Origin of the sequence: Pseudomonas sp. UMAB-40, from assembly GCF_900095275.1 — a bacterium.
Taxonomy (GTDB): Bacteria; Pseudomonadota; Gammaproteobacteria; order Pseudomonadales; family Pseudomonadaceae; genus Aquipseudomonas; species Aquipseudomonas mandelii_B.
This window is the reverse complement of record NZ_LT607581.1, coordinates 30,063-49,965: the sequence shown is the minus strand read 5'-3', so window position 1 is coordinate 49,965 and position 19,903 is coordinate 30,063. Positions and strand designations below refer to the sequence as shown.

At 60.2% G+C, this 19,903-nt stretch carries 19 protein-coding genes and 1 pseudogene; 9 read left to right on the top strand and 11 right to left on the bottom strand.

From position 1 onward, the window contains the following. Nucleotides 1–202: 202 nt before the first annotated feature. Entirely contained in the window at nucleotides 203–583 is a 381-nt protein-coding gene (locus tag K0F88_RS30310) for a RidA family protein (protein WP_109632739.1), read from the bottom strand. Nucleotides 584–745: 162 nt separating this feature from the next. Between K0F88_RS30310 and K0F88_RS30305 the strand changes: the two genes are divergently transcribed. Beyond that, nucleotides 746–901, top strand: coding sequence for a hypothetical protein (locus K0F88_RS30305; RefSeq protein ID WP_176457663.1), 156 nt, complete (start codon nucleotides 746–748; stop codon nucleotides 899–901). A gap of 63 nt (nucleotides 902–964) precedes the next feature. On the opposite strand, the gene K0F88_RS30300 is transcribed toward K0F88_RS30305, so the two are convergent. Beyond that, nucleotides 965–1,981, bottom strand: a complete 1,017-nt coding sequence (locus tag K0F88_RS30300) for a succinylglutamate desuccinylase/aspartoacylase family protein (RefSeq protein WP_094467970.1) — start codon at nucleotides 1,979–1,981, stop codon at nucleotides 965–967. A gap of 173 nt (nucleotides 1,982–2,154) precedes the next feature. On the opposite strand from K0F88_RS30300, the pseudogene K0F88_RS32720 reads away from it, so the two are divergent. Beyond that, nucleotides 2,155–2,640 (top strand): annotated as a pseudogene (locus K0F88_RS32720) (TetR/AcrR family transcriptional regulator); the annotation flags it as partial. On the opposite strand, the gene K0F88_RS30295 reads toward K0F88_RS32720, so the two are convergent. The 5 genes from K0F88_RS30295 to K0F88_RS32840 form a co-directional block, all read right to left on the bottom strand. Then, nucleotides 2,596–3,603 (bottom strand): DMT family transporter, encoded by a 1,008-nt coding sequence (locus K0F88_RS30295; protein WP_219097631.1) that lies wholly within the window; start codon nucleotides 3,601–3,603, stop codon nucleotides 2,596–2,598. The pseudogene K0F88_RS32720 and the gene K0F88_RS30295 sit on opposite strands and share 45 nt — an antisense overlap. Then, nucleotides 3,603–4,301: an ABC transporter permease gene (locus tag K0F88_RS30290; protein ID WP_219097633.1), complete on the bottom strand. Its 699-nt coding sequence runs from the start codon at nucleotides 4,299–4,301 to the stop codon at nucleotides 3,603–3,605. Before K0F88_RS30290 ends, K0F88_RS30295 begins: the two co-directional genes overlap by 1 nt. Nucleotides 4,302–4,306: 5 nt before the next feature. Beyond that, complete coding sequence (locus tag K0F88_RS30285; protein ID WP_077748790.1) at nucleotides 4,307–5,020, bottom strand: ABC transporter permease; 714 nt, start codon at nucleotides 5,018–5,020, stop codon at nucleotides 4,307–4,309. Between the two features lie 131 nt (nucleotides 5,021–5,151). Next, entirely contained in the window at nucleotides 5,152–5,940 is a 789-nt protein-coding gene (locus tag K0F88_RS30280; RefSeq protein WP_219097630.1) for a transporter substrate-binding domain-containing protein, read from the bottom strand. 28 nt (nucleotides 5,941–5,968) lie between these two features. Continuing rightward, nucleotides 5,969–7,972 carry an aminotransferase class I/II-fold pyridoxal phosphate-dependent enzyme gene (locus K0F88_RS32840; RefSeq protein WP_219097629.1) on the bottom strand — a complete coding sequence of 668 codons (2,004 nt, stop codon included), beginning with the start codon at nucleotides 7,970–7,972 and terminating at the stop codon, nucleotides 5,969–5,971. An 801-nt stretch (nucleotides 7,973–8,773) separates the two neighbouring features. On the opposite strand from K0F88_RS32840, the gene K0F88_RS30270 reads away from it, so the two are divergent. Together K0F88_RS30270 and K0F88_RS30265 are read left to right on the top strand one after the other, a co-directional pair. Continuing rightward, complete coding sequence (locus tag K0F88_RS30270) at nucleotides 8,774–10,534, top strand: caspase family protein (RefSeq protein ID WP_176457664.1); 1,761 nt, start codon at nucleotides 8,774–8,776, stop codon at nucleotides 10,532–10,534. A 23-nt stretch (nucleotides 10,535–10,557) separates the two neighbouring features. After that, entirely contained in the window at nucleotides 10,558–11,262 is a 705-nt protein-coding gene (locus K0F88_RS30265; protein ID WP_094467977.1) for a TIGR02594 family protein, read from the top strand. Nucleotides 11,263–11,298: 36 nt separating this feature from the next. Here the strand turns inward: K0F88_RS30265 and glcC are convergent, their stop codons facing one another. Beyond that, a complete protein-coding gene (glcC, locus tag K0F88_RS30260) occupies nucleotides 11,299–12,066 on the bottom strand; it encodes a transcriptional regulator GlcC (RefSeq protein ID WP_094467978.1) in 768 nt (255 codons plus the stop codon). Between the two features lie 235 nt (nucleotides 12,067–12,301). On the opposite strand from glcC, the gene glcD reads away from it, so the two are divergent. From glcD to K0F88_RS30240, 4 genes are read left to right on the top strand one after another with little or no spacing between them, the layout of a single operon-like run. Then, nucleotides 12,302–13,801, top strand: coding sequence for a glycolate oxidase subunit GlcD (gene glcD / locus K0F88_RS30255; RefSeq protein ID WP_094467979.1), 1,500 nt, complete (start codon nucleotides 12,302–12,304; stop codon nucleotides 13,799–13,801). Next, the gene (gene glcE, locus K0F88_RS30250; RefSeq protein WP_094467980.1) at nucleotides 13,801–14,865 is read left to right on the top strand and encodes a glycolate oxidase subunit GlcE; all 1,065 of its coding nucleotides are present in this window, start codon (nucleotides 13,801–13,803) and stop codon (nucleotides 14,863–14,865) included. Before glcD ends, glcE begins: the two co-directional genes overlap by 1 nt. Nucleotides 14,866–14,868: 3 nt before the next feature. Further along, entirely contained in the window at nucleotides 14,869–16,110 is a 1,242-nt protein-coding gene (gene glcF / locus K0F88_RS30245; RefSeq protein ID WP_094467981.1) for a glycolate oxidase subunit GlcF, read from the top strand. Further along, a complete protein-coding gene (locus tag K0F88_RS30240; RefSeq protein WP_010459048.1) occupies nucleotides 16,107–16,508 on the top strand; it encodes a heme-binding protein in 402 nt (133 codons plus the stop codon). Before glcF ends, K0F88_RS30240 begins: the two co-directional genes overlap by 4 nt. A 72-nt stretch (nucleotides 16,509–16,580) precedes the next feature. Here K0F88_RS30240 and K0F88_RS30235 read toward each other — a convergent pair whose 3' ends face one another. After that, complete coding sequence (locus K0F88_RS30235; RefSeq protein WP_374039761.1) at nucleotides 16,581–16,916, bottom strand: hypothetical protein; 336 nt, start codon at nucleotides 16,914–16,916, stop codon at nucleotides 16,581–16,583. Between the two features lie 237 nt (nucleotides 16,917–17,153). On the opposite strand from K0F88_RS30235, the gene K0F88_RS30230 reads away from it, so the two are divergent. Further along, nucleotides 17,154–18,614 carry a M15 family metallopeptidase gene (locus K0F88_RS30230; protein ID WP_094467984.1) on the top strand — a complete coding sequence of 487 codons (1,461 nt, stop codon included), beginning with the start codon at nucleotides 17,154–17,156 and terminating at the stop codon, nucleotides 18,612–18,614. A 114-nt stretch (nucleotides 18,615–18,728) separates the two neighbouring features. Here the strand turns inward: K0F88_RS30230 and K0F88_RS30225 are convergent, their stop codons facing one another. Beyond that, nucleotides 18,729–19,187, bottom strand: coding sequence for an N-acetyltransferase (locus tag K0F88_RS30225; protein ID WP_094467985.1), 459 nt, complete (start codon nucleotides 19,185–19,187; stop codon nucleotides 18,729–18,731). 20 nt (nucleotides 19,188–19,207) lie between these two features. Further along, nucleotides 19,208–19,861: a peroxiredoxin gene (locus K0F88_RS30220; protein WP_094467986.1), complete on the bottom strand. Its 654-nt coding sequence runs from the start codon at nucleotides 19,859–19,861 to the stop codon at nucleotides 19,208–19,210. Between the last annotated feature and the right edge of the window lie 42 nt (nucleotides 19,862–19,903).

Genomic DNA, 19,903 nt, shown 5'->3' with positions numbered 1-19,903 from the left:
GCCGAAGGACAGGGTCATGCGGTACTCCTCGAAAGGGTCACGTCGAATGGGTTGTGAAACTCATAAAACATTTCGAGGCGTGATTTTCAAACGAGGCGAAACTAATTTTCGTAGAGGGATAAGGGTTGTCGCGCAGAGGCATGAGCCGTCGTTGTTTTTGAAACTGGGCCAGGTGGATTTTCATCACACCTGACCCGCGCCGTCAGGCTTTGGCGGCCATCGCGGTGACTTCCACGCGCATGCCTTCGACCGCCAAAGCGGCCACACCGACGGCGGCACGAACCGGCCACGGTTTGGCGAAGAAGCGTTTATAAACCTCGTTGAACGCGGCGCGGTCGGCCATGTCGGTGAGGTAGATGGTCAGGTGCAGCACCCGGTCCATGGAACTGCCGGCGCCTTCTAGCGCGACCTTTAGCGCCTGCAACGTGCATTCGCTCTGCAGGGTGATATCGCCCAGCTCCAGGCTGCCGTCGGCGCGGGTGGGAATCTGCGTGGAGACCAGAATGCCGCCGAAGCCGGTGACGTCGGAGGAGATGGAATCCGCGTCAGGATCGGGGGTGAACGCGATGTCTTGGTTTGCCATGAGGGATCTCTTGCTTGAGGTGGTAAAGAGGCGGTCGATGCCTTTTGCGCGGACAGTTTACAGTCCGAAGCCTGGATTGCGTGCGCGGCTGCTCCCAGGAAAAAATCTCGAACTCCCTCCCGGGTGCTGTATCCAATGTGTAGGTCAACGGAGGTACGCACGATGAACAACGATGACAGTGTCAGTAACAGCGAAAGGGATCGGAAGGACAGGGACGCCGAAGAGGTCGATGAAACAACGCCTCCCGAAGAGAATGAAGCCGAGGCGATCCAACGAAAAGTAGACGAGATACAACGCAAAGTGGCGGATGGGAACTAGCGTGAAGGCCACCCCGCTTATCTTCAGCGGAGGTGGCCAACAGGCTGACCAAATGCTCTGCGCCTAGTTCGGGTCCAACAACCCGCCACTCCAGTTGCGCGAAATACGGCTCCCGGTGAATTTCGCCACCACCATGCCCTGCGACACGAACCGGTCCCGATAGCGTGTGACCATCCGCCCCGCTTGCTCGGCCACCAGCACCACTTCGGAAGAAGGATCACCGGGCCGCCGCAGAATCCGCGCAAAGCGCTGCCCTTCTTCGACGAAGTCGCCCAGTTCCTTTTCAAAGATCAGCACCCCGGGTTGCGGCGCGAGGATGGTCTCCATCTGGCCCATTTCCATCGCTTCGACGGGCCAGTCAGCGGGTGACAGCGCTTCGTCGATGACCCCGTAACTGCACAGCCAGGCGTAAAGTCCCGCGGCATCCTGCTCGGCCAACCTGTCGCTGACATCGCCCTGCCCGCGCAGCTCCAGGGTCGCGGCCATGCGCTGCTCGGTGATGCCGTCACGCAGCCACGGCGCAATGATGGTTTCTTCGAAGGAGCCGTCACCGCCGTCATCCCAGATGATCGCCACGTCCATCTTCATCGCCGCCGCCAATTCGCGGCCACGGGGCCAGAAACGGCGGTGCACGTAGAGGTAGGGCAAGGCTTCGTCATCAGTGTGCAGGTCGAGCATCACCTCTGCGGTAGCCGCCAGTTGCACCAGGCTTTTTTGCCATTCCTGGACGTTGGTCGACGGTTGCTCCATCACGGCCGACTGGTCGAACGAGCGGTTGAAGTTATGCCCGGTCGCGTCGTGAAAACGACCCAGGATTCGCCCTTGGCGGAACTGCCCGATGCCCAGGGGATTGGCTTGCGGCACCACGGTTACACTGCCCTTGAGACGGCCCTCGGCCTCGGCGACCTGAAGCCGTTGCATCAACAGATGCAGCACCAGCATCCCGGCGATTTCGTCGGCATGCACCCCCGCCTGCAAATGCACCTTCGGCCCGCTGCCGTCGCCCTCGAAACGCCAGGCGCCGACCTGCACCGGATCGCCGTTGTTGTTGCGAACACTGAACGAAATATCCTGCGCCATCTGCTTATCCTCCCCCGTCATAAACGTTAAAAACCGATGCATCGCTGCGGCCAACACTGGAGATTGAACGCATGTTCAACTAAGCTCGCCAACCTGGCACTGCACCCAAGGATTCCCTTGTGACAACCCCCTCTCCAAAGAACCGTCGCGCAGAACCCGATGAGCGCCGCGAAATGCTGGTGGCCGCCACGGTACGATGCTTGGTCCGTGATGGTCATGCCGGCATTTCCGTGCGCCGTATTGCCACCGAAGCCGGGGTGTCCGTCGGCCTGCTCAATCACCATTTCGGCAGCATCGATGCGTTGATCGCCGACACGTATCAGAAGATCGCGAACGAACTGACCACCGCCCTGCGCCAGGAAATCCAGCAGGTCGCCACCCCAGCCGAAAAGATGGACGCGTTTCTCAAAGGCTCTTTTTCGCCGAGGGTCATGGACTCGCAATTGCTGAGCGTCTGGGTGGTGTTCTGGAGCCTGATCCGGCACTCCGAACACGTCAGCCAGTCCCACGAAAAAAGCTACCGCGCCTACCTCGATCTACTGCGCCAGTTGCTCGATGACATGGCCGCCAGCGAAGGTTTCGTGATCGGTGACACGCGCCTGGCCGCCATCGGTTTATCGGCGATGCTCGACGGACTCTGGATCGAGTGGTGCCTCAACCCCGAAACCTTCAGCCCCGCCAACGGCCTCCACATCTGTCGCTGCTGGATAAAGGGGCTGCGTCACGGAGCATTCAGCACCGACGACATCCTGTGAGGGATGGCGGCCGAAGATCATCGCCAGGGTGCCGCTGACCGCGATCAGGCCGGCACCGATCATCAGCGACACATCCATCAGCGTGCCCCAGATCAAGCTCGACAGCAGGAACGCCCAGATCAGCCCGGTGTACTCGAACGGCGCCAGCAAGGTGGCGGTGGCCCGCTGAAAACTGGCAAACAGCAGGAACTGACCGATACCGCCCACCAGACCGGCAACCAGCATTCCCAGCCACGCCGGCGTCGGTGCCGGGGTGAACGTCCAGGGCAGCGCGACCGTCATGCACAGCACGAACACCACGTTGGTGATCAGCATCTGCTCCAGCACCGAGGTCTGGTCATCTACCTGGCGCAACTGGATGTAAGTGAACGCCCAGCACATCGCCGCCAGCAGTGTCAGGACAATGGGCCACGGGTCGGCGATGTTGCTCGGGCGGCAGGCGATGATCACCCCGACAAACCCGAGGATCAGGGAAAACCACTGCCAGCCGCTGGCCTGCTCCTTGAGAATCACCGCCGCCAGCACCGTGACCATGATCGGCGCGGAAAAATACAGGGTGGTCATTTCCGCCAGCGACAGGTCCCGGGCGGCCGTGTAATACAGCAGCCAGGCCACAATCGACAGCAAACCGCGCACCACCAGCAAGCGCCGACTCGGCGAACGCCAGGCCCGCTGGACCAGGCGCAGGCGCCCGGCCAACAGGCACGCGACGACCACCACCAGGCTGCGCCAGAACAGGATGGTGACCACCGAATAATCGGCCACCAGCCACTTGATGACCGCGTCCTGCAACGCCAGGAACGCGTACCCCAAGGTGCACAGGCCAATGCCCTGCAGCGATCGGTCGACGACCTGCGACGTGCTCATTACACCGACCTGCGCACAGGCGTCCCGCGCCGTTCGGCAAAGGCAAACAGCGCCTCGATCAGGAAGGTCAGGCAGACGTAGACCCCGGCCACCAGCAACAGCGGCTCATAAACCTGCAAGGTCTGCGCCCGCACCACGTTGGCGGCACCCAGCAGATCGACAATCGCAATCGTCGAGGCCAGGGCCGTGGATTTCAGCAACATCACGGTTTCCCCGGCCAGTGTCGGCAACAGCAACCGCAGCGCCCGAGGCAAACGCACTCGCAACAGCGATTGGCGCGGTGTCATGCCAAACGCCGAGGCCGCTTCCATCTCGCCTTTGGGCACCGCCAACAGCCCGCCGCGAATCACTTCACCGACATACGCGCCCACCGACAACACCAGGGCGAACACGATGTACCAATAACCATCGCGCAAATACGGCCAGAGAAAACTGCCGCGTATCAGCGGGAACTGCGCAAACACGCTGCCGAGCCCGTAGTAGAAGATGTAGATCTGGATCAGCAACGGCGTACCGCGCAACACGCTGGTGTAGAACAGGCTGGCCTTGGCGATCACCTTGTTTTTCGAGATCCGCGCCAGCGCCACCAGCACCGCCAGTGCAAAACCGAACACACTGGAAATCAACAGGATGGTGATGGTCGTTTGCAGTCCCCGGCCCAACAGCGCCGCGTATTCAACTATCCACGCTGGAATCATTTCATTCACTCAGCCAAAGGCATCCAGCGACGAATACGCCGCTCGAGCCGTCCAGACAGGTAGTTGGACACCAACGTCACCGCGTAATACAACGCCGCGGCCGTAAGGTAGAACAACAAGTAATGACGCGTCGAACCCGCCCCTTGCTTGGCGGTGTACAACAGCTCGTTGGTGCCGACCACGCTGATCAAGGCGCTGTCCTTGATCAGGTTGATCCACAGGTTGGCCATCCCGGCCATCGCATACGGTGCCATGATCGGCAGCGTGACGCGTCGGAACAGACCGAAACCGCTCAGGCCGAAGGCCTTCGCCGCTTCAATCTGGCCGAAGGGAATCGCCTGGATCGCCGCGCGGAAAATCTCCGAAGCGTAAGCGCCCTGCACCAGCCCCAGTACCACGATGGCGGCTAACGGGCCGCTGACATTGACGACGCCATAGCCCATCTGCGTCATCAGCGAATTGAGGAGCATGGAGCCGACGTAGTACAGCAGCAGGATCAGCAGCAACTCCGGAATCGCCCGGAACAAGGTTGTGTAACCGCGCATCAGCGCTGCAATTGGCTTTGGCGCGCCGAGCTTCAGGCAGGCCACCACCAGACCGATGAACAGCCCGACCACAAAGGCCCCGGCCGATATTTGCAGGGTCATCCAAAGACCCTTCAACAGCGCACTGCCCCATCCTGTTTCGCTGAAGTTGATCAATTCGAACATGGCTGGCATTTCAGTCTCCAGTTAGCGCACATCCCCTGTGGGAGCGAGCCTGCTCGCGATAGCTATCTATCATTCAACTAAGAAGTCGACTGATCCGCCGCCATCGCGAGGAGGCTCGCTCCCACAGGTTCCGGGTCAGGTCAGAACGCGGGTTTCACGCTGGTACCGAAGTAATGCTGGGACAGGTCGTCATAGTCTTTGCTGGCCAGCAAGGAGGTGATTGCCTTGTCGAGTCTGGCCTTGAGTTCGGCGTCGTCCTTGCGCAGGCCGGCGCCCACGCCTTTGCCGAAGATCGGGTCATAGGGCACGGCGCCCAGGTATTCGAGGTTGCTGTTGCGGGCATCCGGGGTCTGGACGAAAGACGCCATCGCCGTGCCGTCCGCCATCATCAGGTCGATGCGACCGGCAATCAGGTCGGCGTTGGCCGAGTCCTGGGTGTCGTAATACTTCACGTCAGCGATTTTTTCGTAGTACTGCTTGAGGTAGCTGGCGCTCACGGTGGAGTTCTGCACACCGATGATCTTGCCCTTGAGGTCATCCGGATACTTTTTCACCGACGTGCCCTTCGGCCCGACAATCGCAATCACGGAGTCGTAATACGCCTTGCTGAAGGCGATCTGTTTTTCGCGTTCTTCAGTCACCGACATCGACGAGAAAATTACGTCGATCTTCTTCGCCAGCAACGATGGAATGATCCCGTCCCACGCCACTTCCTTGATCTCGCACTCGGCTTTCATTTCGCTGCACAGCTTGTGGATCAGGTCGACTTCAAAGCCTTTCCATTCACCGTTGGCCTGCTTCTCGGTGTACGGCGGATAGGGTTCCGCTGCGACTGCGAACCTGATCGGCTGGGCCTGGGCCGCGCTCATCCCGGCCAGTAATACGCAGGCCACGCCCGTCATCCAGTTTGCCAAACGTCGATTTCCCATGATGTTGCCCCGTCTTTTTATGATGTTATTAGCGAGTCTGATGAGCGTTGACGAATTGTCGGCAACGCTCGCTGCGTGGGTGTACGAAAACGTCGTCCGGCGAACCGGTTTCCTCGATCAGCCCCTGGTGCAGATAGGCGACTTTGGAGGAGACATCGCGGGCGAAAGCCATTTCATGGGTCACCAGGATCATGGTCCGGCCTTCTTCCGCGAGGGAGCGGATCACCCGCAGCACTTCGCCGACCAGTTCCGGGTCGAGTGCCGAGGTGGGTTCATCGAACAGCATGACCTTGGGCCGCATGGCCAGGGCCCGGGCGATGGCCACCCGTTGCTGCTGTCCCCCGGAGAGAAACGCCGGGTACTCGTTGCGCTTGGCCGCCAGCCCCACGCGTTCGAGCAAGGCTTCGGCCCGTTCAGTGGCCTCGGCACGGCTTTCACGCAGGACCTGGGTCGGCGCCTCGATGAGGTTTTCCAGCACCGTGCGATGGGGCCAGAGGTTGAAATTCTGGAACACCATGCCCAGGCTGGAACGGATGCGCACCAGTTGCTTGGCGTCCTTCACCAGCGGCGCGCCCGGACGATCGAAGTTCAGGTGAATGCTTTCGCCGTCCACCAGAATGCGTCCCTGGTCCGGCACTTCGAGCATGTTGATGCAGCGCAGCAAGGTACTTTTGCCCGAGCCGCTGGCACCGATCAGTGAGATCACATCGCCTTCGCGAGCCGTCAGGGAAACGCCTTTGAGGACCTCGATATTGCCGAAGCGTTTGTGCAGGCCATCGACCTCGATCATGGTCTTGGCCTTGACCGGTTCAGCGATCGCTTCGCAAGTGACACGGCTGATCACCGGCCGCGGCGCTTCGCCTTTCAACACCAGGACAAAGTCGCGAATACGCTGGCAGGCCTGGGCCAGTCGTTCTTCACCCAAAGTGAACGAGAGCCGCACAAAGCCTTGGGCAGGCTCACCGAAAGCCGCCGCATCCAGCACCGATACGCGCGCCTCGCGCAACAGCCGCCAGGCGAATTCCAAAGAGGTCAGGCCGGTGTCACGCACGTCCACCAGCACGAACATGCCGGCATCGGGAGTGAGCACAGAAATACCCGGGCAATCCGACAGGCTGGTCACCACCAGGTCGCGACGACGGCGGTAGATGTCGCGCATGCCGTGGGTCACCTCTTCATGGGCTAGAACAGCCTTGAGCGCAGCATCCATGACAAAGCCCGGCAAGCCGTAAAGCATGCTCAACACCAGGGTTTCGGCGTGAGCCACGAGGGCTTCATCAGCGACGATCCAACCGGTACGCCAGCCGGTCATGGCATGGGATTTCGACAGACTGCCGACCACCACGCAGCGCTCGGCCATGCCCGGCAACGCCGCCAGGCTGAGGTGCTCTCGCTCGAACGTCAGGCTCTCGTAGACCTCGTCCACCACAACCCACAGGTCATGCTGGATGGCGAGGTCGGCGATGGCTTGCAGCTCTTCGCGGTTGAGCACCACTCCGGTCGGATTATTCGGATTGGAGAAGAACAGCGCCCGGGTGCGCGGGGTGATGGCCTTGGCCAGCACGGCGGCATCGAGCCGGAAACCTGAATCCGCCGAGCACGGCACGCGCACCAACGTGGCGCCGGACGCCTTGAGCGTTGCCTCGTAGGTCACGTACATCGGGTCCAGGGCAATCACTTCGTCGCCGGTATTGAGCAGGCACATCGAGGTGATGAACAGCGCGTTCTGTGCCCCCGCCGAAATGATGACGTTTGGCGCCGTCACCTCACGGTCGAACAGCACGCTGTACCGAGCGGCGATGGCTTCACGCAAAGCCTGGCGACCGGCGATTTCAGTGTAATGGGTGTCACCCTCGCGCAGCGCATGAATCGCGGCATCGGTGATGAAATCAGGGGTGGGGAAATCCGGGTCGCCGACGCTGAGAATGATCACATCCTCACCGCGGCGCTGGGCTTCAAATGCCGCATTGTGAATATCCCAGGCGGCGACACCGTCGCCTGAAATCCGCTCAACAAAGGGTGAAAACCGCATGCCAGTGCCTCGTTCGAAAAGAAGAAACGCAAGCCCGCGCAACCAGCCGGGGAGGTGGAACGAACATAGTCGAAGCTGAACACTCGTTCAACAGAAAAGTGACCAGGGTTCGCGTTCAGCGTAAACAGGTCGTTTTTACGACAGTCGTGCCGTTTCCAGGTCCTGCGCTTTTGTCGTGAGCAGTGGGTCTGGTCGTTCGTTCGAAGTTGGCCACCGCGGCAATAAAGAATCTGACATTTTTCAAAACATGAAGACTCGGTAACCGATGACCAACTCATCACCAAAAAGACAGGCCGCGCCTTTTTTATCCACTACTTATTTTTTCATCACCTGAACCCGGCATTATTTGTTTCAGAAATGAGTCTATTGTTTCAACTTTGGCACACCTGACTGTAACGCAAGTAAGACAGTAGACAACCAGAAACTGCAGGACGTAATACCCCCCTAAAAACCGTTTGTAAATTCGAACTAAAACAGCCACTTCAACTGAAAATACCAATACCAATCTTTATATTTAATATTTTTTACAATCATCATCTTACACAACAAAAACAACTCGCAATCACTGCCCCCACTGAAAACCAGCTTCTTCATTCCAATTGATCATAAAAAAAATTCGAACGATTTTAACTCTTCTAATATGCTCAATCCGAAACACCTAATAAGCACACTTTAATAACGCTTTCCGCAACACCCTGGATGAATACTTGTTTCCACCTATGGAGTGTTAATAGCCCACCACGTAAAAACATCCGTTTTCTACGTCGCCGGCAAGTTTGCTGTCAGTGCAAGGGAATGAACATGAAAATCAAAATTCTATGTATACATGGCATAGGCCACGAAGAAGCAGACGAGAGTTTTCAGGCGTCCTGGCACCGGGCGATTACTACGGCAGTGGCGCGAGTGGCGCCGAATACCGACGTCGAGCTGGATTATTTTCAATACGACGAACGCTTTTCCTCCAGTGGACTGGGGGCGGCCGACATCGCCGAGGCCACGCTGCGACTTCTGACCAGCGCGGTCATCCATTCAGTGGGTGACGTGTTCCGGCGCAATCGCGGCATCGGGCAGTTTCCCGATCGCCTGCGCTGGACGGCCGGCATGGTTGCCCAGTGGTCCGCGGACGAAGCGCTACGGACCACCCTGCGTAAGGACCTCGCCAGTGTTATCAGCGATTCGCAACCGGACATCGTCTGTGCGCACAGTCTGGGTACGCTGGTTGCCTATGACACGTTTCGTCGGGATCCCTCCCTGATGAACAACCGGGTGCTTATCACGTTCGGCTCGCAGATTGCCAACCCGGCAGTGCGCGAGACATTTGGCGGGCGCATTGAAGGCATCGACGATGCGCGCAAGTGGTATCACCTCTACAACGAGCACGATCAGGTTTTTACGGCGCCGCTGTATCTGCGCGATACCAACTTCACCCAGGTCATGACGCCGTTTGATAAGCCCGGCGACGTCCTCAATCATGACGCGACTTACTACCTCGGCCATGCCGAGACCGTGACCAATGTCTGGGGTCCCCTGTTGCAGGCCGGCAAAGCGAAAGGCTTCGACAAGCGACTCGCCGCCGTCGACAAGTCACTGGGCATTGCTGTCCCCAAGGCGCGCACGGTGCGGCGCTCGCGGGACAAGGCGTTGCTGATCGGCATCAACAACTACCCCAATCCGTCCGATCGACTCGAAGGTTGCGTCAATGACGTTTTCCTGATGAGTTCTTTGCTGCAAGAGTCGAAATTTTCGCCGGACGATATCCGCGTCGTCCTTGATGACCGCGCTACCGCTGCTGGCATTCGCGATCGCCTGCATTGGTTGCTCGACGACGCCCAGGCCGGTGACCGCCGGGTACTGTTTTATTCCGGGCACGGTGCGCAGATTCCCAACACCAATGCCACGGGTGAAGCCGACCGCATCGACGAATGCCTGTGCCCGTGGGACTTCGACTGGACGCCGGAACATGCCATCGTCGACAACGATTTCCGCGACCTCTACATCCAGCTGCCCTACAGAACGCAGTTCATCACGATCTTCGATTGCTGCCATTCGGGCGGCATGACGCGTGAAGGTGCTCGCCGCGCACGCGGGCTGACGCCGCCGGATGACATCCGCCATCGCGCGCTGCGCTGGGAGTCCGGGCTGCAAATGTGGGTGGAACGTGACTGGGTGAAACGGGCCCGCAAAAGCGCACAGAAAGCCGAATCGGCCAACACCGTGAGCAATCGCGACGGTATCCGGCGGGTCGGCCAGGCCATCGCGGTGCGCGGTTACGACGATAAGCTCTACGACAAACGACGCGCCGCTTATAAACACGAAGGGCCCTTTCTGCCGATCCTCATGTACGCCTGCGGCGAATCCCAGTTGTCTTACGAATACCGCCACGGCGTCATTTCCTACGGTGCGTTCACCTACGCGCTTGCCCAAACGCTGCGCTCATCCAAGCACAGACCAACGTTCAATGCCCTGGTTCGCGCGACGGGCAAGCTCCTGGCCGAGCTGGGTTATGACCAGAAGCCGGCGATCGTCGGGCCGAAGGATTTGCTCGGCAAAGTCGTTCCCTGAGTCGCCATCGTCTGGAGATTGATATGAGCAGTGAAACGGTAAGAAGTATTCAACAGGCACTGATTGCCGACGGCTTTTTTCCCGGCGAAGTGGACGGGATCTGGGGGAGAAGAACCATCGCCGCAGTGAAAGCCTTTCAGGACAGCGTTGGACTGGAGGCCGATGGCATCGTCGGTCCCAAAACCTCCTCCGCCTTGTTTTCTGACGTTGACCATATCCCTGCGGGACCACTTTTACCGTGGCTCGCGGAAGCAGAGAATTTGATAGGCACCAGGGAAGTCCTTGGCCGCAAGAACAATCCCACCATTCTGGATTGGGCCGACGATCTCGACCTTCACTATCCCGGCGACGAGGTGCCTTGGTGCGGTCTGTTTGTAGCGCATTGCGTGGGTTCTACGATGCCCGAAGAAGTGCTTCCTTCGAATCCCCTGGGTGCGCGGCAATGGGAAAAGTTTGGCGAATCCACCGTGCCACGACTCGGCGCGGTGATGGTCTTCTGGCGTGAATCAAAAAACAGCGGCAAGGGTCATGTCGGGTTCTATACCGGCGAGGATAGCAACGCGTACCGGATTCTGGGCGGTAATCAAACGGACAAGGTGTGCCTGACATGGGTAGGCAAAGATCGATTTCTCAAAGCGCGCTGGCCGCGCAAGGCAAGCTCTTTGGGTGGAGGCGACGCCATCATCGTCATGAACAGAACCGAGGATTTGTCCAGGAACGAAGCTTGAAATCGAGTGCGCCCGAGCTTTCCGGCGAAGGTGCCCTCAGGCCCACCCTTCCAGGCGCAACGTGGCCCGGACCAGGCGCTGCTCCTCGCTTTCGATTTCCCTGAGGTTCTCGCAGATGCTCTGGATGTGCGCGATGGCCGCCTTGCGCGCCTGCTCCGGCATGCGGCCGGTCACGGCGTTGTAGAGCCGGGCGTGCTGACGGTCGATCTGACGTTTTTGCGGTGCGCGGTGGTAGAGGTTGTTGACCGAGGCGAACACGGTGTTGAGCAGCAAGTCGGTCAGCGAGCGCAAGGTTTGCACCAGCACCGGGTTGTGCGAGGCCTCGCAGATCGCCAGATGAAAGGCATGATCGAGCCGGGCGTGTTCGCTCGCTTCCATCGACCGCGTGCGGGCATCGAGCAACGCTTCATAGCTGCGGGTGATGAGGACAAAATCCGCCTCGGTCCCGCGCAATGCGGCCAGGCGAGCGGACTCTCCCTCAAGCAGGCTGCGCACCTCGAACAAATCGTAAAGCGTGCGCGGTTGTGAGCTGAACAAATGCATCAGCGGCGACGCGGCGCCGTGGCCCGACAGTTCAGCGACAAAGGATCCCTTGCCCTGCTCCGTCTTGATAATCCCCCGGGCGCGCAACAAATTCAGGCCCTCGCGCAGCGCTGTGCGCGAGACGCCGAGCTTCTCCGTCAGGCGCCGTTCCGAAGGCAACAATTGACCGGTCTTGAGGACCCCGTCGACGATCAGGCGTTCTATGCGCTCACAGACCACGTCTGCGACTTGGGGATTACGGGGCACTTTCGCACTCTCCATCGAACCTCCTACTGGTATGACCAGCCTCACCAATAAAACCCGCCACGTTCGAATACAACCCTAAGCTTATGTTTAGACGGTTATTTTTCTCAGAAGCGTGGAAATACCCCCTGAAGAACTGGTTCGACCACTCAAACAACACATGGACAGTAGGACGCGTCAGGCCAATGATGCAAGTGAGCTTTCACCGCAAGCAGACCTCTAATAAAAACAAACGGAGGGTCGTGAACCGCCTATGAACATCCTCTACGATGAACGCGTCGACGGCGTTCTGCCTGATGTCGACAGAGCCGCCCTGCTCCAGGCACTGAGCGCTCGCCTGCCGGACCTGGAAATCCTGCATCAGCGCGAAGAACTCAAGCCGTATGAATGCGACGGACTGTCCGCTTACCGCACTACGCCGATGCTGGTGGTGCTGCCGCGCCATATCGACGAAGTCCAGGGCGTGCTCAAACTTTGCCATGAGTTTCATGTGCCGGTGGTCGCTCGCGGTGCCGGCACCGGTTTATCCGGCGGTGCGCTACCGCTCGAGAAAGGCGTGCTGCTGGTGATGGCGCGTTTCAACAACATCCTGCACATCGACCCCGCCGCACGCACGGCGCGGGTTCAGCCGGGCGTGCGCAACCTGGCGATTTCCCAGGCCGCCGCACCGTTCGGCTTGTATTACGCGCCGGACCCCTCCTCGCAGATCGCCTGTTCCATCGGCGGCAACGTGGCCGAAAACGCCGGTGGCGTGCATTGCCTGAAATACGGCCTGACCGTGCACAACCTGCTCAAGGTCGACATCCTCACCGTCGATGGCGAACACCTTACCCTGGGCTCCGAAGCGCTCGACTCGCCCGGGTTTGACCTGCTGGCGTTGTTTACCGGCTCCGAAGGCATGCTGGGGGTGATCACCGAAGTCACGGTCAAACTGCTGCCGAAACCGCAGACGGCCAAGGTGCTGCTGGCGGCGTTCGACTCCGTCGAAAAGGCGGGTCGTGCAGTCGGCGACATTATTGCCGCCGGCATCATTCCGGGTGGTCTGGAAATGATGGACAACTTGGCCATTCGCGCCGCCGAAGATTTTATTCACGCCGGTTATCCGGTCGACGCCGAAGCCATTCTGCTGTGCGAACTCGATGGCGTTGAAGCCGACGTCCACGATGACTGCGACCGTGTGCGTCAGGTGCTGGAACAGGCCGGTGCGACCGAAGTCCGCCAGGCTAAGGATGAGGCGGAACGCGTACGTTTCTGGGCCGGGCGCAAGAATGCGTTCCCGGCGGTAGGCCGCCTCTCGCCGGATTATTACTGCATGGACGGGACGATCCCGCGCCGCGAGCTGCCCGGCGTGCTGCACGCGATTGCTGCGCTGTCGGCCGAATACGACCTGCGGGTGGCCAACGTTTTCCATGCCGGTGACGGCAACATGCACCCGCTGATTCTGTTCGACGCCAACCAACCCGGCGAACTCGATCGCGCCGAAGCCCTGGGCGGCAAGATCCTCGAATTGTGCGTGAAAGTCGGCGGCAGCATCACCGGCGAACACGGGGTCGGCCGCGAGAAAATCAATCAGATGTGCGCGCAGTTCAACAGCGATGAGCTGACCCTGTTTCATGCGGTCAAAGCCGCGTTCGATCCGGGCGGCCTGCTCAATCCGGGCAAGAATATTCCAACCTTGCATCGCTGCGCCGAATTCGGTGCGATGCACGTTCACCTGGGTCAGATGCCCTTCCCTGAACTGGAGCGTTTCTGATGCGCAGCGAACACGATATCGATGACAGCGGCGCGCTACTGGACCAGGTTAACCAGGCCCTGCAAAACGCCACGCCGCTGCGCATCCAGGGCGCCAACAGCAAAGCGTTTCTGGGCCGTATCGCGGCGGGTGAAGTGCTCGACACGCGCAGCCACCGCGGCATCGTCAGCTACGACCCGACCGAGCTGGTAATCACCGCGCGCTGCGGCACGCCGTTGGCAGAACTGGCCGACGTGCTGGATGCAGCGCAGCAGATGCTGCCCTGCGAACCGCCCTCCTTCGGTGAAGGCGCCACCGTGGGCGGGATGATTGCCAGTGGGCTGTCCGGGCCGCGACGTCCGTGGTCAGGCTCGGTCAGGGACTTCGTCCTTGGGACACGAGTCATCACCGGCCACGGCAAGCATTTGCGCTTCGGCGGCGAAGTCATGAAAAACGTCGCCGGCTACGACTTGTCGCGCTTGATGGCCGGCAGTTATGGCTCGCTCGGCGTGATCACCGAAGTCTCGCTGAAAGTGCTGCCCAAACCTCGGCAAGCGTTAAGCATCAGCCTGGAAATGGACAGCGATCGCGCCTTGCTGCGCCTCGCCGAATGGGGACAGCAACCGCTGCCGATCAGCGCTGCGTGCCACGACGGTCAGCGCCTGCATCTACGGCTTGAGGGTGGCGAAGGCTCCGTGGCGGCGGCGCACGACCGACTGGGCGGCGAGCTGCTGGAGGCTTCGTACTGGGCGGATCTCAACGAACATCGATTGAGCTTCTTTGATGAAGACCAGCCGCTCTGGCGCCTGTCCGTCCCGCACAACACCCCTCGACTGTCCCTGCCCGGCCTGCAAATGATCGACTGGGGCGGCGCCCAGCGCTGGCTCAAATCCGATGCCGAAGCGGCGTTCATTCGCTCGATCGTCGCGGAAGTCGGCGGGCACGTGACCTGCTACAGCCACGGCCTGATTGACAGCCCGTTCCATCCGCTGCCCGCAGCACTGATGCGCTACCACCGCAACTTGAAGGACCAACTCGATCCACGGGGCCTCTTCAACCCCGGTCGCCTGTACGCGGAGCTTTGACCCATGCAGACCACCTTGAGCGAACAGGCCCGCCAACTGCCCCGCGCAGAAGAAGCCGAAAGCATCCTGCGCACGTGCGTGCACTGCGGTTTCTGCAACGCCACCTGCCCGACCTATCAATTGCTCGGCGATGAACTGGACGGGCCGCGTGGGCGCATCTACCTGATCAAGCAGGTGCTGGAAGGCAACGAAGTCACCCAAAAGACCCAGCAGCATTTGGATCGCTGCCTGTCCTGCCGTAATTGTGAAACCACTTGCCCCTCGGGCGTCGACTATCACAACTTGCTCGACATTGGCCGCGCGGTGGTCGATGCGGCCGTGCCGCGCTCGCTCGACCAGCGCTTGTTGCGTGAAGGCTTGCGCAGCGTGGTGCCCAATTCGGGGTTGTTCAAAGCGCTGGTCAGCAGCGGTCAGGTGTTCCGTGCGCTGTTGCCCAACACGCTGCAAGCCAAGTTGCCTCGCCACGTGTACCCGGCCAGACAGCGCCCGGTCGTCCGCCACGCCCGGCAGGTGCTGATGCTCGAAGGCTGCGTGCAGCCGAGCCTGTCGCCGAACACTAACGCGGCCACCGCGCGCGTCCTGGATAGACTGGGGATCAGCGTGACACCGGCGCGCGAGGCCGGTTGCTGCGGCGCGGTCGATTACCATCTGGACGCGCAAGCGGCCGGCCTTGATCGCGCCCGCCGCAACATCGACGCGTGGTGGCCGCGCATTGAGCAAGGGGCCGAAGCCATTGTGCAAACCGCCAGCGGTTGCGGCGCCTTCATCAAAGACTACGGCCACCTGCTCAGCACCGATCCGGCGTATGCCGAGAAGGCCAGAAAGGTCAGCGCACTGGCCAGGGATCTGGTTGAAGTGTTGCGCGACGAGCCGCTGGACACGCTCGGCATTCACAGCGACCAGCGCCTGGCCTTCCATTGTCCCTGCACCTTGCAGCACGCACAGAAACTCGGCGGTGCGGTTGAAGCGCTGCTGACGCGCCTGGGTTTCAACCTCACGTTTGTTCCCGACGGTCACCTGTGTTGCGGCTCGGCGGGCACCTATTCGCTGACCCAACCAGAGCTGTCCCGGCAACTGCGCGACAACAAACTCAATGCGCTGGAAAGCGGTCATCCCGAAGTCATTGTCACGGCCAATATCGGCTGTCAGTCGCACCTTGACGGTGCGGGCCGAACCCCTGTGCGCCACTGGATCGAACTGGTCGAAGCGGCGTTGCCCTCATCGAGCCCTGGAGTATCCCCATGAAAAGCAAAGCCGTCCTCAGCCAGACCGAAGTCAGCCGGATTCTCAGCGCCGCACGCAACGAAGCGCAGAACAATCAATGGGCCGTGACCATCGTGATTGTCGACGACGGCGGCCATCCACTAGCCCTGGAGCGCCTCGACGGTTGCGCCCCGATCGGCGCCTACATTGCCACCGAAAAAGCCCGCACTTCGGCCCTTGGCCGGCGTGAATCGAAAGGCTATGAGGAAATGGTCAACGGAGGACGCTACGCGTTTTTGTCAGCGCCGTTGCTGACCTCCCTTGAAGGCGGAGTACCGATCATCGTCGATGGCCAGGTGATCGGCGCGGTCGGCGTGTCCGGCGTCAAGGCCGAGCAGGATGCCCAAGTGGCCAAGGCCGGGGCGCAGTGCCTGAACTGAGCTGTAAACCAAATCAACACCGCAGAACCTGTGGGAGCGAGGCTGGCTGGCAACAGGCTTCACCCTGTTTTTTCACTTACGCGCCAACTTGTACCGCACGCACTCTTCATAAAAGCTCTGCCGGACGTCCGCCGGCTTGTACCGCGACTTGCTGTCGTAGGTCTGCTCGGTGATGCCCATCGCCATCATGCGCATCCACGCCTTGCTGAATTTGTAGGCCTGTATCTTCTGCCGGGCGGCATACAGGGAGACCCCGGCCAGCTTGAGTTCCTGGGCCCTCGCCGCCGTGCCCGCCCCCCAGCTGCACATATACCGTTCATTAGACGCCAGCTCCTTGGCATGGGCAGAGGCTGCAACGCTGGCCAGGGCAAACGAGATCATCGTGACAAATACTCTTCGCAATTGCATTCCGCCTAACCACCTGAAAATGAAGTGATTTTGGCGACAACTGTGACGCTTCGGGGCCAGCAAAATGCCTCTTTTTCACCCCCCCCGCGACAGCATCGTGGGCGCCTTTGCGTTTTCGGCCGTAATGCCTGCGCCTAAACATGAATCAGCCAGACACTGGCGGTCATGGTTTAAGATCCGTTTGAAGCGTCCTCCGGACTCGACAACACCTCCATGCGCTTAAACCTGAAGGTTCGTATGCCCTCCTCGCTACCCTTGCCAGTTCAATGCCGCCACCTGCCAGCCCGCTCGTGGCTGCGGTCACTGCTGTTGCTGAGCGTCATCCTGCCAGGCATCGCCAGTGCTGAGCCAAGACCCGACAACATGGTCTACCTGCGCACGATTGATCCGACCATCGTGCAAGACATTCGCTACGCCAGCGCCCATAACTTCACCGGACACTCACTCGACGGATACGCCGCTGCCGAGTGCCTGCTGTCGCTGGACACCGCCCAGGCCCTCGCCCGGGTGCAACAGGCACTTCAAAAGCAAGGCTATGGCTTGAAGGTGTTCGACTGCTATCGACCCAGCCGGGCGGTGGCCGATATGGGCCGCTTTGCGACTGAGCCGGGGGACCCGCGCAAAGCCGAGTTCTATCCGCGCGTGGACAAGCAGGACTTCTGGCGCCTGGGGTATGTGGCGCGGGTGTCGAATCACTCCAGAGGCTCGACCGTGGACCTGACGCTCATCGGTCCCAAGGCTCTGCCCGCCGATACCTGGACACCCAAGGCCGCGCAAGTTGATTGCACCGCGCCTTATGTCCAGCGCTGGCACGACGGCGCACTCGACATGGGCACCGGGTACGATTGCTTCGATGAGCGTGCGCACACCGCCAACCCGACGATCAATGCGACGGCGAAAGAAAACCGTCAGCGACTCAGCCGCGCCATGGAAAAAGAGGGTTTTGCCGGCTACTCGAAAGAGTGGTGGCACTTCACTTTCGGTGGAGACGGAGCACCGAAGAATGTGATGGATTTTCCCATCACGCCGTTGAGTGCCAGCGAGGTGCTGGACAGCAGCCACCAACTGATTGTGGTCACCACAAAAAACTGGGATGACATTCAGGGCACTGCCCAGCGCTATGAACGAGACGGGACCAGCTTTCGAAAAGTCGGTGACGGGTTTGCGGTGGTGGTCGGCAAGAACGGGTTGGCGTGGGGTAAGGGTTTGGGCAACGTTGAGCCTGGTGAAGGACCGGTCAAGCGTGAAGGCGATGGAAAAGCACCTGCGGGGATGTTCAAGCTTGGAACGGCGTTTGGCTACGATGCAACGGGCGATACAAAACTGCCTTATCTCGCGCTGACCTCGGCCACCGAATGCGTGGATGACAGCAAATCCGAACGTTACAACGAACTGGTCGACGGCGCGGCGATAACCAAGGACTGGAACAGCTCCGAGCAGATGCGCAAAGAGGCTGGGTATCGCAAAGGGATCTTTATCGAGCACAACACGCCGGCGTCACCGGGTGACGGCTCGTGCATCTTTTTCCATATCTGGCGCGGGCCTGCCTCGCCGACGTTGGGGTGTACGGCGATGGACCAGGGTGATATTTCGCGGTTGTTCGAGTGGCTGGATCCGCGTGAATCTCCGGTTTTGGTGCAGATGCCTGAGGGGCAATATGAGCAATGGCGCGAGCGATGGAAGTTGCCGCAGCGTTGATCGAATGCGGGATAACCACGTTCCAGCGAGGTATCACAGAGCCCCTGTAGCAGCTGCCGAACGCAGCCTCGCAGGCTCGGCAGCTTATTGATGAGGGAGGTTGTTATGCGTTGGTCAACCCTGCTTCAAATCGAGGCAGTAGGTGTAATACCCCGGATCGCGCACGTAACCCAGCGACTCGTATAACCGCTGTGCGCCGAAATTATCCGTGGCCGTTTCCAGCACCATGCCCTTGGCGCCTGTCGACAGTGCAAAGGCTCGGGCAGCGTTCATCAGCAGCCTCCCCACGCCCTGCCCCCGGGCCTCGGGAGCGGTGAAGAGGTCGCTGAGCAGCCAGGTGCGGTGGGCGTCAATGGAGGAGAACGTCGGGTACAGCTGGACGAACCCCAGCGCATTACCGGTAAGGTCCGATGCGAAAAAGATCACGGATTCATCCCGGGCAATGCGTTCAGCGATGAAATCCCGGGACTGTTGAAGGTTCGAGGGCTGGCCGTAGAAGCCTCGATAAGCGTCGAAGAGGTGGGCGATTGTGTCGATGTGCGTTGCCTCGACACGCAAGACTTGAACGGCCATGCCTGGGGTCTCCGTAGGGGTTACTTCGGTTGCGCCACCGTGCGCAAATAAGGTTTCACCGTCTTGAAACCATCCGGGTATTTCTTTTTCGCGTCCTCATCGGACACCGACGTCGGGATGATCACGTCCTCACCCGGACGCCAGTTTACCGGGGTCGCAACGGTGTGTTTGGCGTTCAGTTGAAGCGCATCGAGCAGGCGCAGCACTTCATCAAAGTTACGCCCGGCACTCATCGGGTAGATGAGCATCGCCTTGACCTTTTTGTCCGGCCCGATGATGAACACGGAACGCACCGTGGCGTTGTCCACGGCCGTGCGTGCGCCGCCGCTGGCATTCGGGTGGATCATGTCGTAGAGCTTGGCCACCACCAGGTTTTCGTCGCCGATCATGGGGTAGTTGACCGCATGCCCCTGGGTTTCTTCGATGTCCTTGGCCCAGCTTGCATGGTTACTGACGGGGTCGACGCTGAGCCCGACGACCTTGGTGTTGCGTTTGTCGAACTCCGGCTTGAGCGCTGCCATGTAACCGAGTTCAGTGGTGCACACCGGGGTGAAGTCCTTGGGGTGCGAGAACAGAATCGCCCACTTGTCGCCGATCCACTCATGGAAATGCAGCGTGCCTTCGGTGCTTTCGACGGTAAAATCCGGTGCTTCGTCGCCAATGCGGATGGTCATGATCGTTCTCCTGAGGGTGAGTTCGTAGGGAAGCCGTCGGAA

Coding starts and splice junctions, on each gene's coding strand:
- K0F88_RS30310 (WP_109632739.1), bottom strand. CDS start 583: ATGGCAAACCAAGACATCGCGTTCACCCCCGATCCTGACGCGGATTCC.
- K0F88_RS30305 (WP_176457663.1), top strand. CDS start 746: ATGAACAACGATGACAGTGTCAGTAACAGCGAAAGGGATCGGAAGGAC.
- K0F88_RS30300 (WP_094467970.1), bottom strand. CDS start 1,981: ATGGCGCAGGATATTTCGTTCAGTGTTCGCAACAACAACGGCGATCCG.
- K0F88_RS30295 (WP_219097631.1), bottom strand. CDS start 3,603: ATGAGCACGTCGCAGGTCGTCGACCGATCGCTGCAGGGCATTGGCCTG.
- K0F88_RS30290 (WP_219097633.1), bottom strand. CDS start 4,301: ATGATTCCAGCGTGGATAGTTGAATACGCGGCGCTGTTGGGCCGGGGA.
- K0F88_RS30285 (WP_077748790.1), bottom strand. CDS start 5,020: ATGCCAGCCATGTTCGAATTGATCAACTTCAGCGAAACAGGATGGGGC.
- K0F88_RS30280 (WP_219097630.1), bottom strand. CDS start 5,940: ATGGGAAATCGACGTTTGGCAAACTGGATGACGGGCGTGGCCTGCGTA.
- K0F88_RS32840 (WP_219097629.1), bottom strand. CDS start 7,972: ATGCGGTTTTCACCCTTTGTTGAGCGGATTTCAGGCGACGGTGTCGCC.
- K0F88_RS30270 (WP_176457664.1), top strand. CDS start 8,774: ATGAAAATCAAAATTCTATGTATACATGGCATAGGCCACGAAGAAGCA.
- K0F88_RS30265 (WP_094467977.1), top strand. CDS start 10,558: ATGAGCAGTGAAACGGTAAGAAGTATTCAACAGGCACTGATTGCCGAC.
- glcC (WP_094467978.1), bottom strand. CDS start 12,066: ATGGAGAGTGCGAAAGTGCCCCGTAATCCCCAAGTCGCAGACGTGGTC.
- glcD (WP_094467979.1), top strand. CDS start 12,302: ATGAACATCCTCTACGATGAACGCGTCGACGGCGTTCTGCCTGATGTC.
- glcE (WP_094467980.1), top strand. CDS start 13,801: ATGCGCAGCGAACACGATATCGATGACAGCGGCGCGCTACTGGACCAG.
- glcF (WP_094467981.1), top strand. CDS start 14,869: ATGCAGACCACCTTGAGCGAACAGGCCCGCCAACTGCCCCGCGCAGAA.
- K0F88_RS30240 (WP_010459048.1), top strand. CDS start 16,107: ATGAAAAGCAAAGCCGTCCTCAGCCAGACCGAAGTCAGCCGGATTCTC.
- K0F88_RS30235 (WP_374039761.1), bottom strand. CDS start 16,916: ATGCAATTGCGAAGAGTATTTGTCACGATGATCTCGTTTGCCCTGGCC.
- K0F88_RS30230 (WP_094467984.1), top strand. CDS start 17,154: ATGCCCTCCTCGCTACCCTTGCCAGTTCAATGCCGCCACCTGCCAGCC.
- K0F88_RS30225 (WP_094467985.1), bottom strand. CDS start 19,187: ATGGCCGTTCAAGTCTTGCGTGTCGAGGCAACGCACATCGACACAATC.
- K0F88_RS30220 (WP_094467986.1), bottom strand. CDS start 19,861: ATGACCATCCGCATTGGCGACGAAGCACCGGATTTTACCGTCGAAAGC.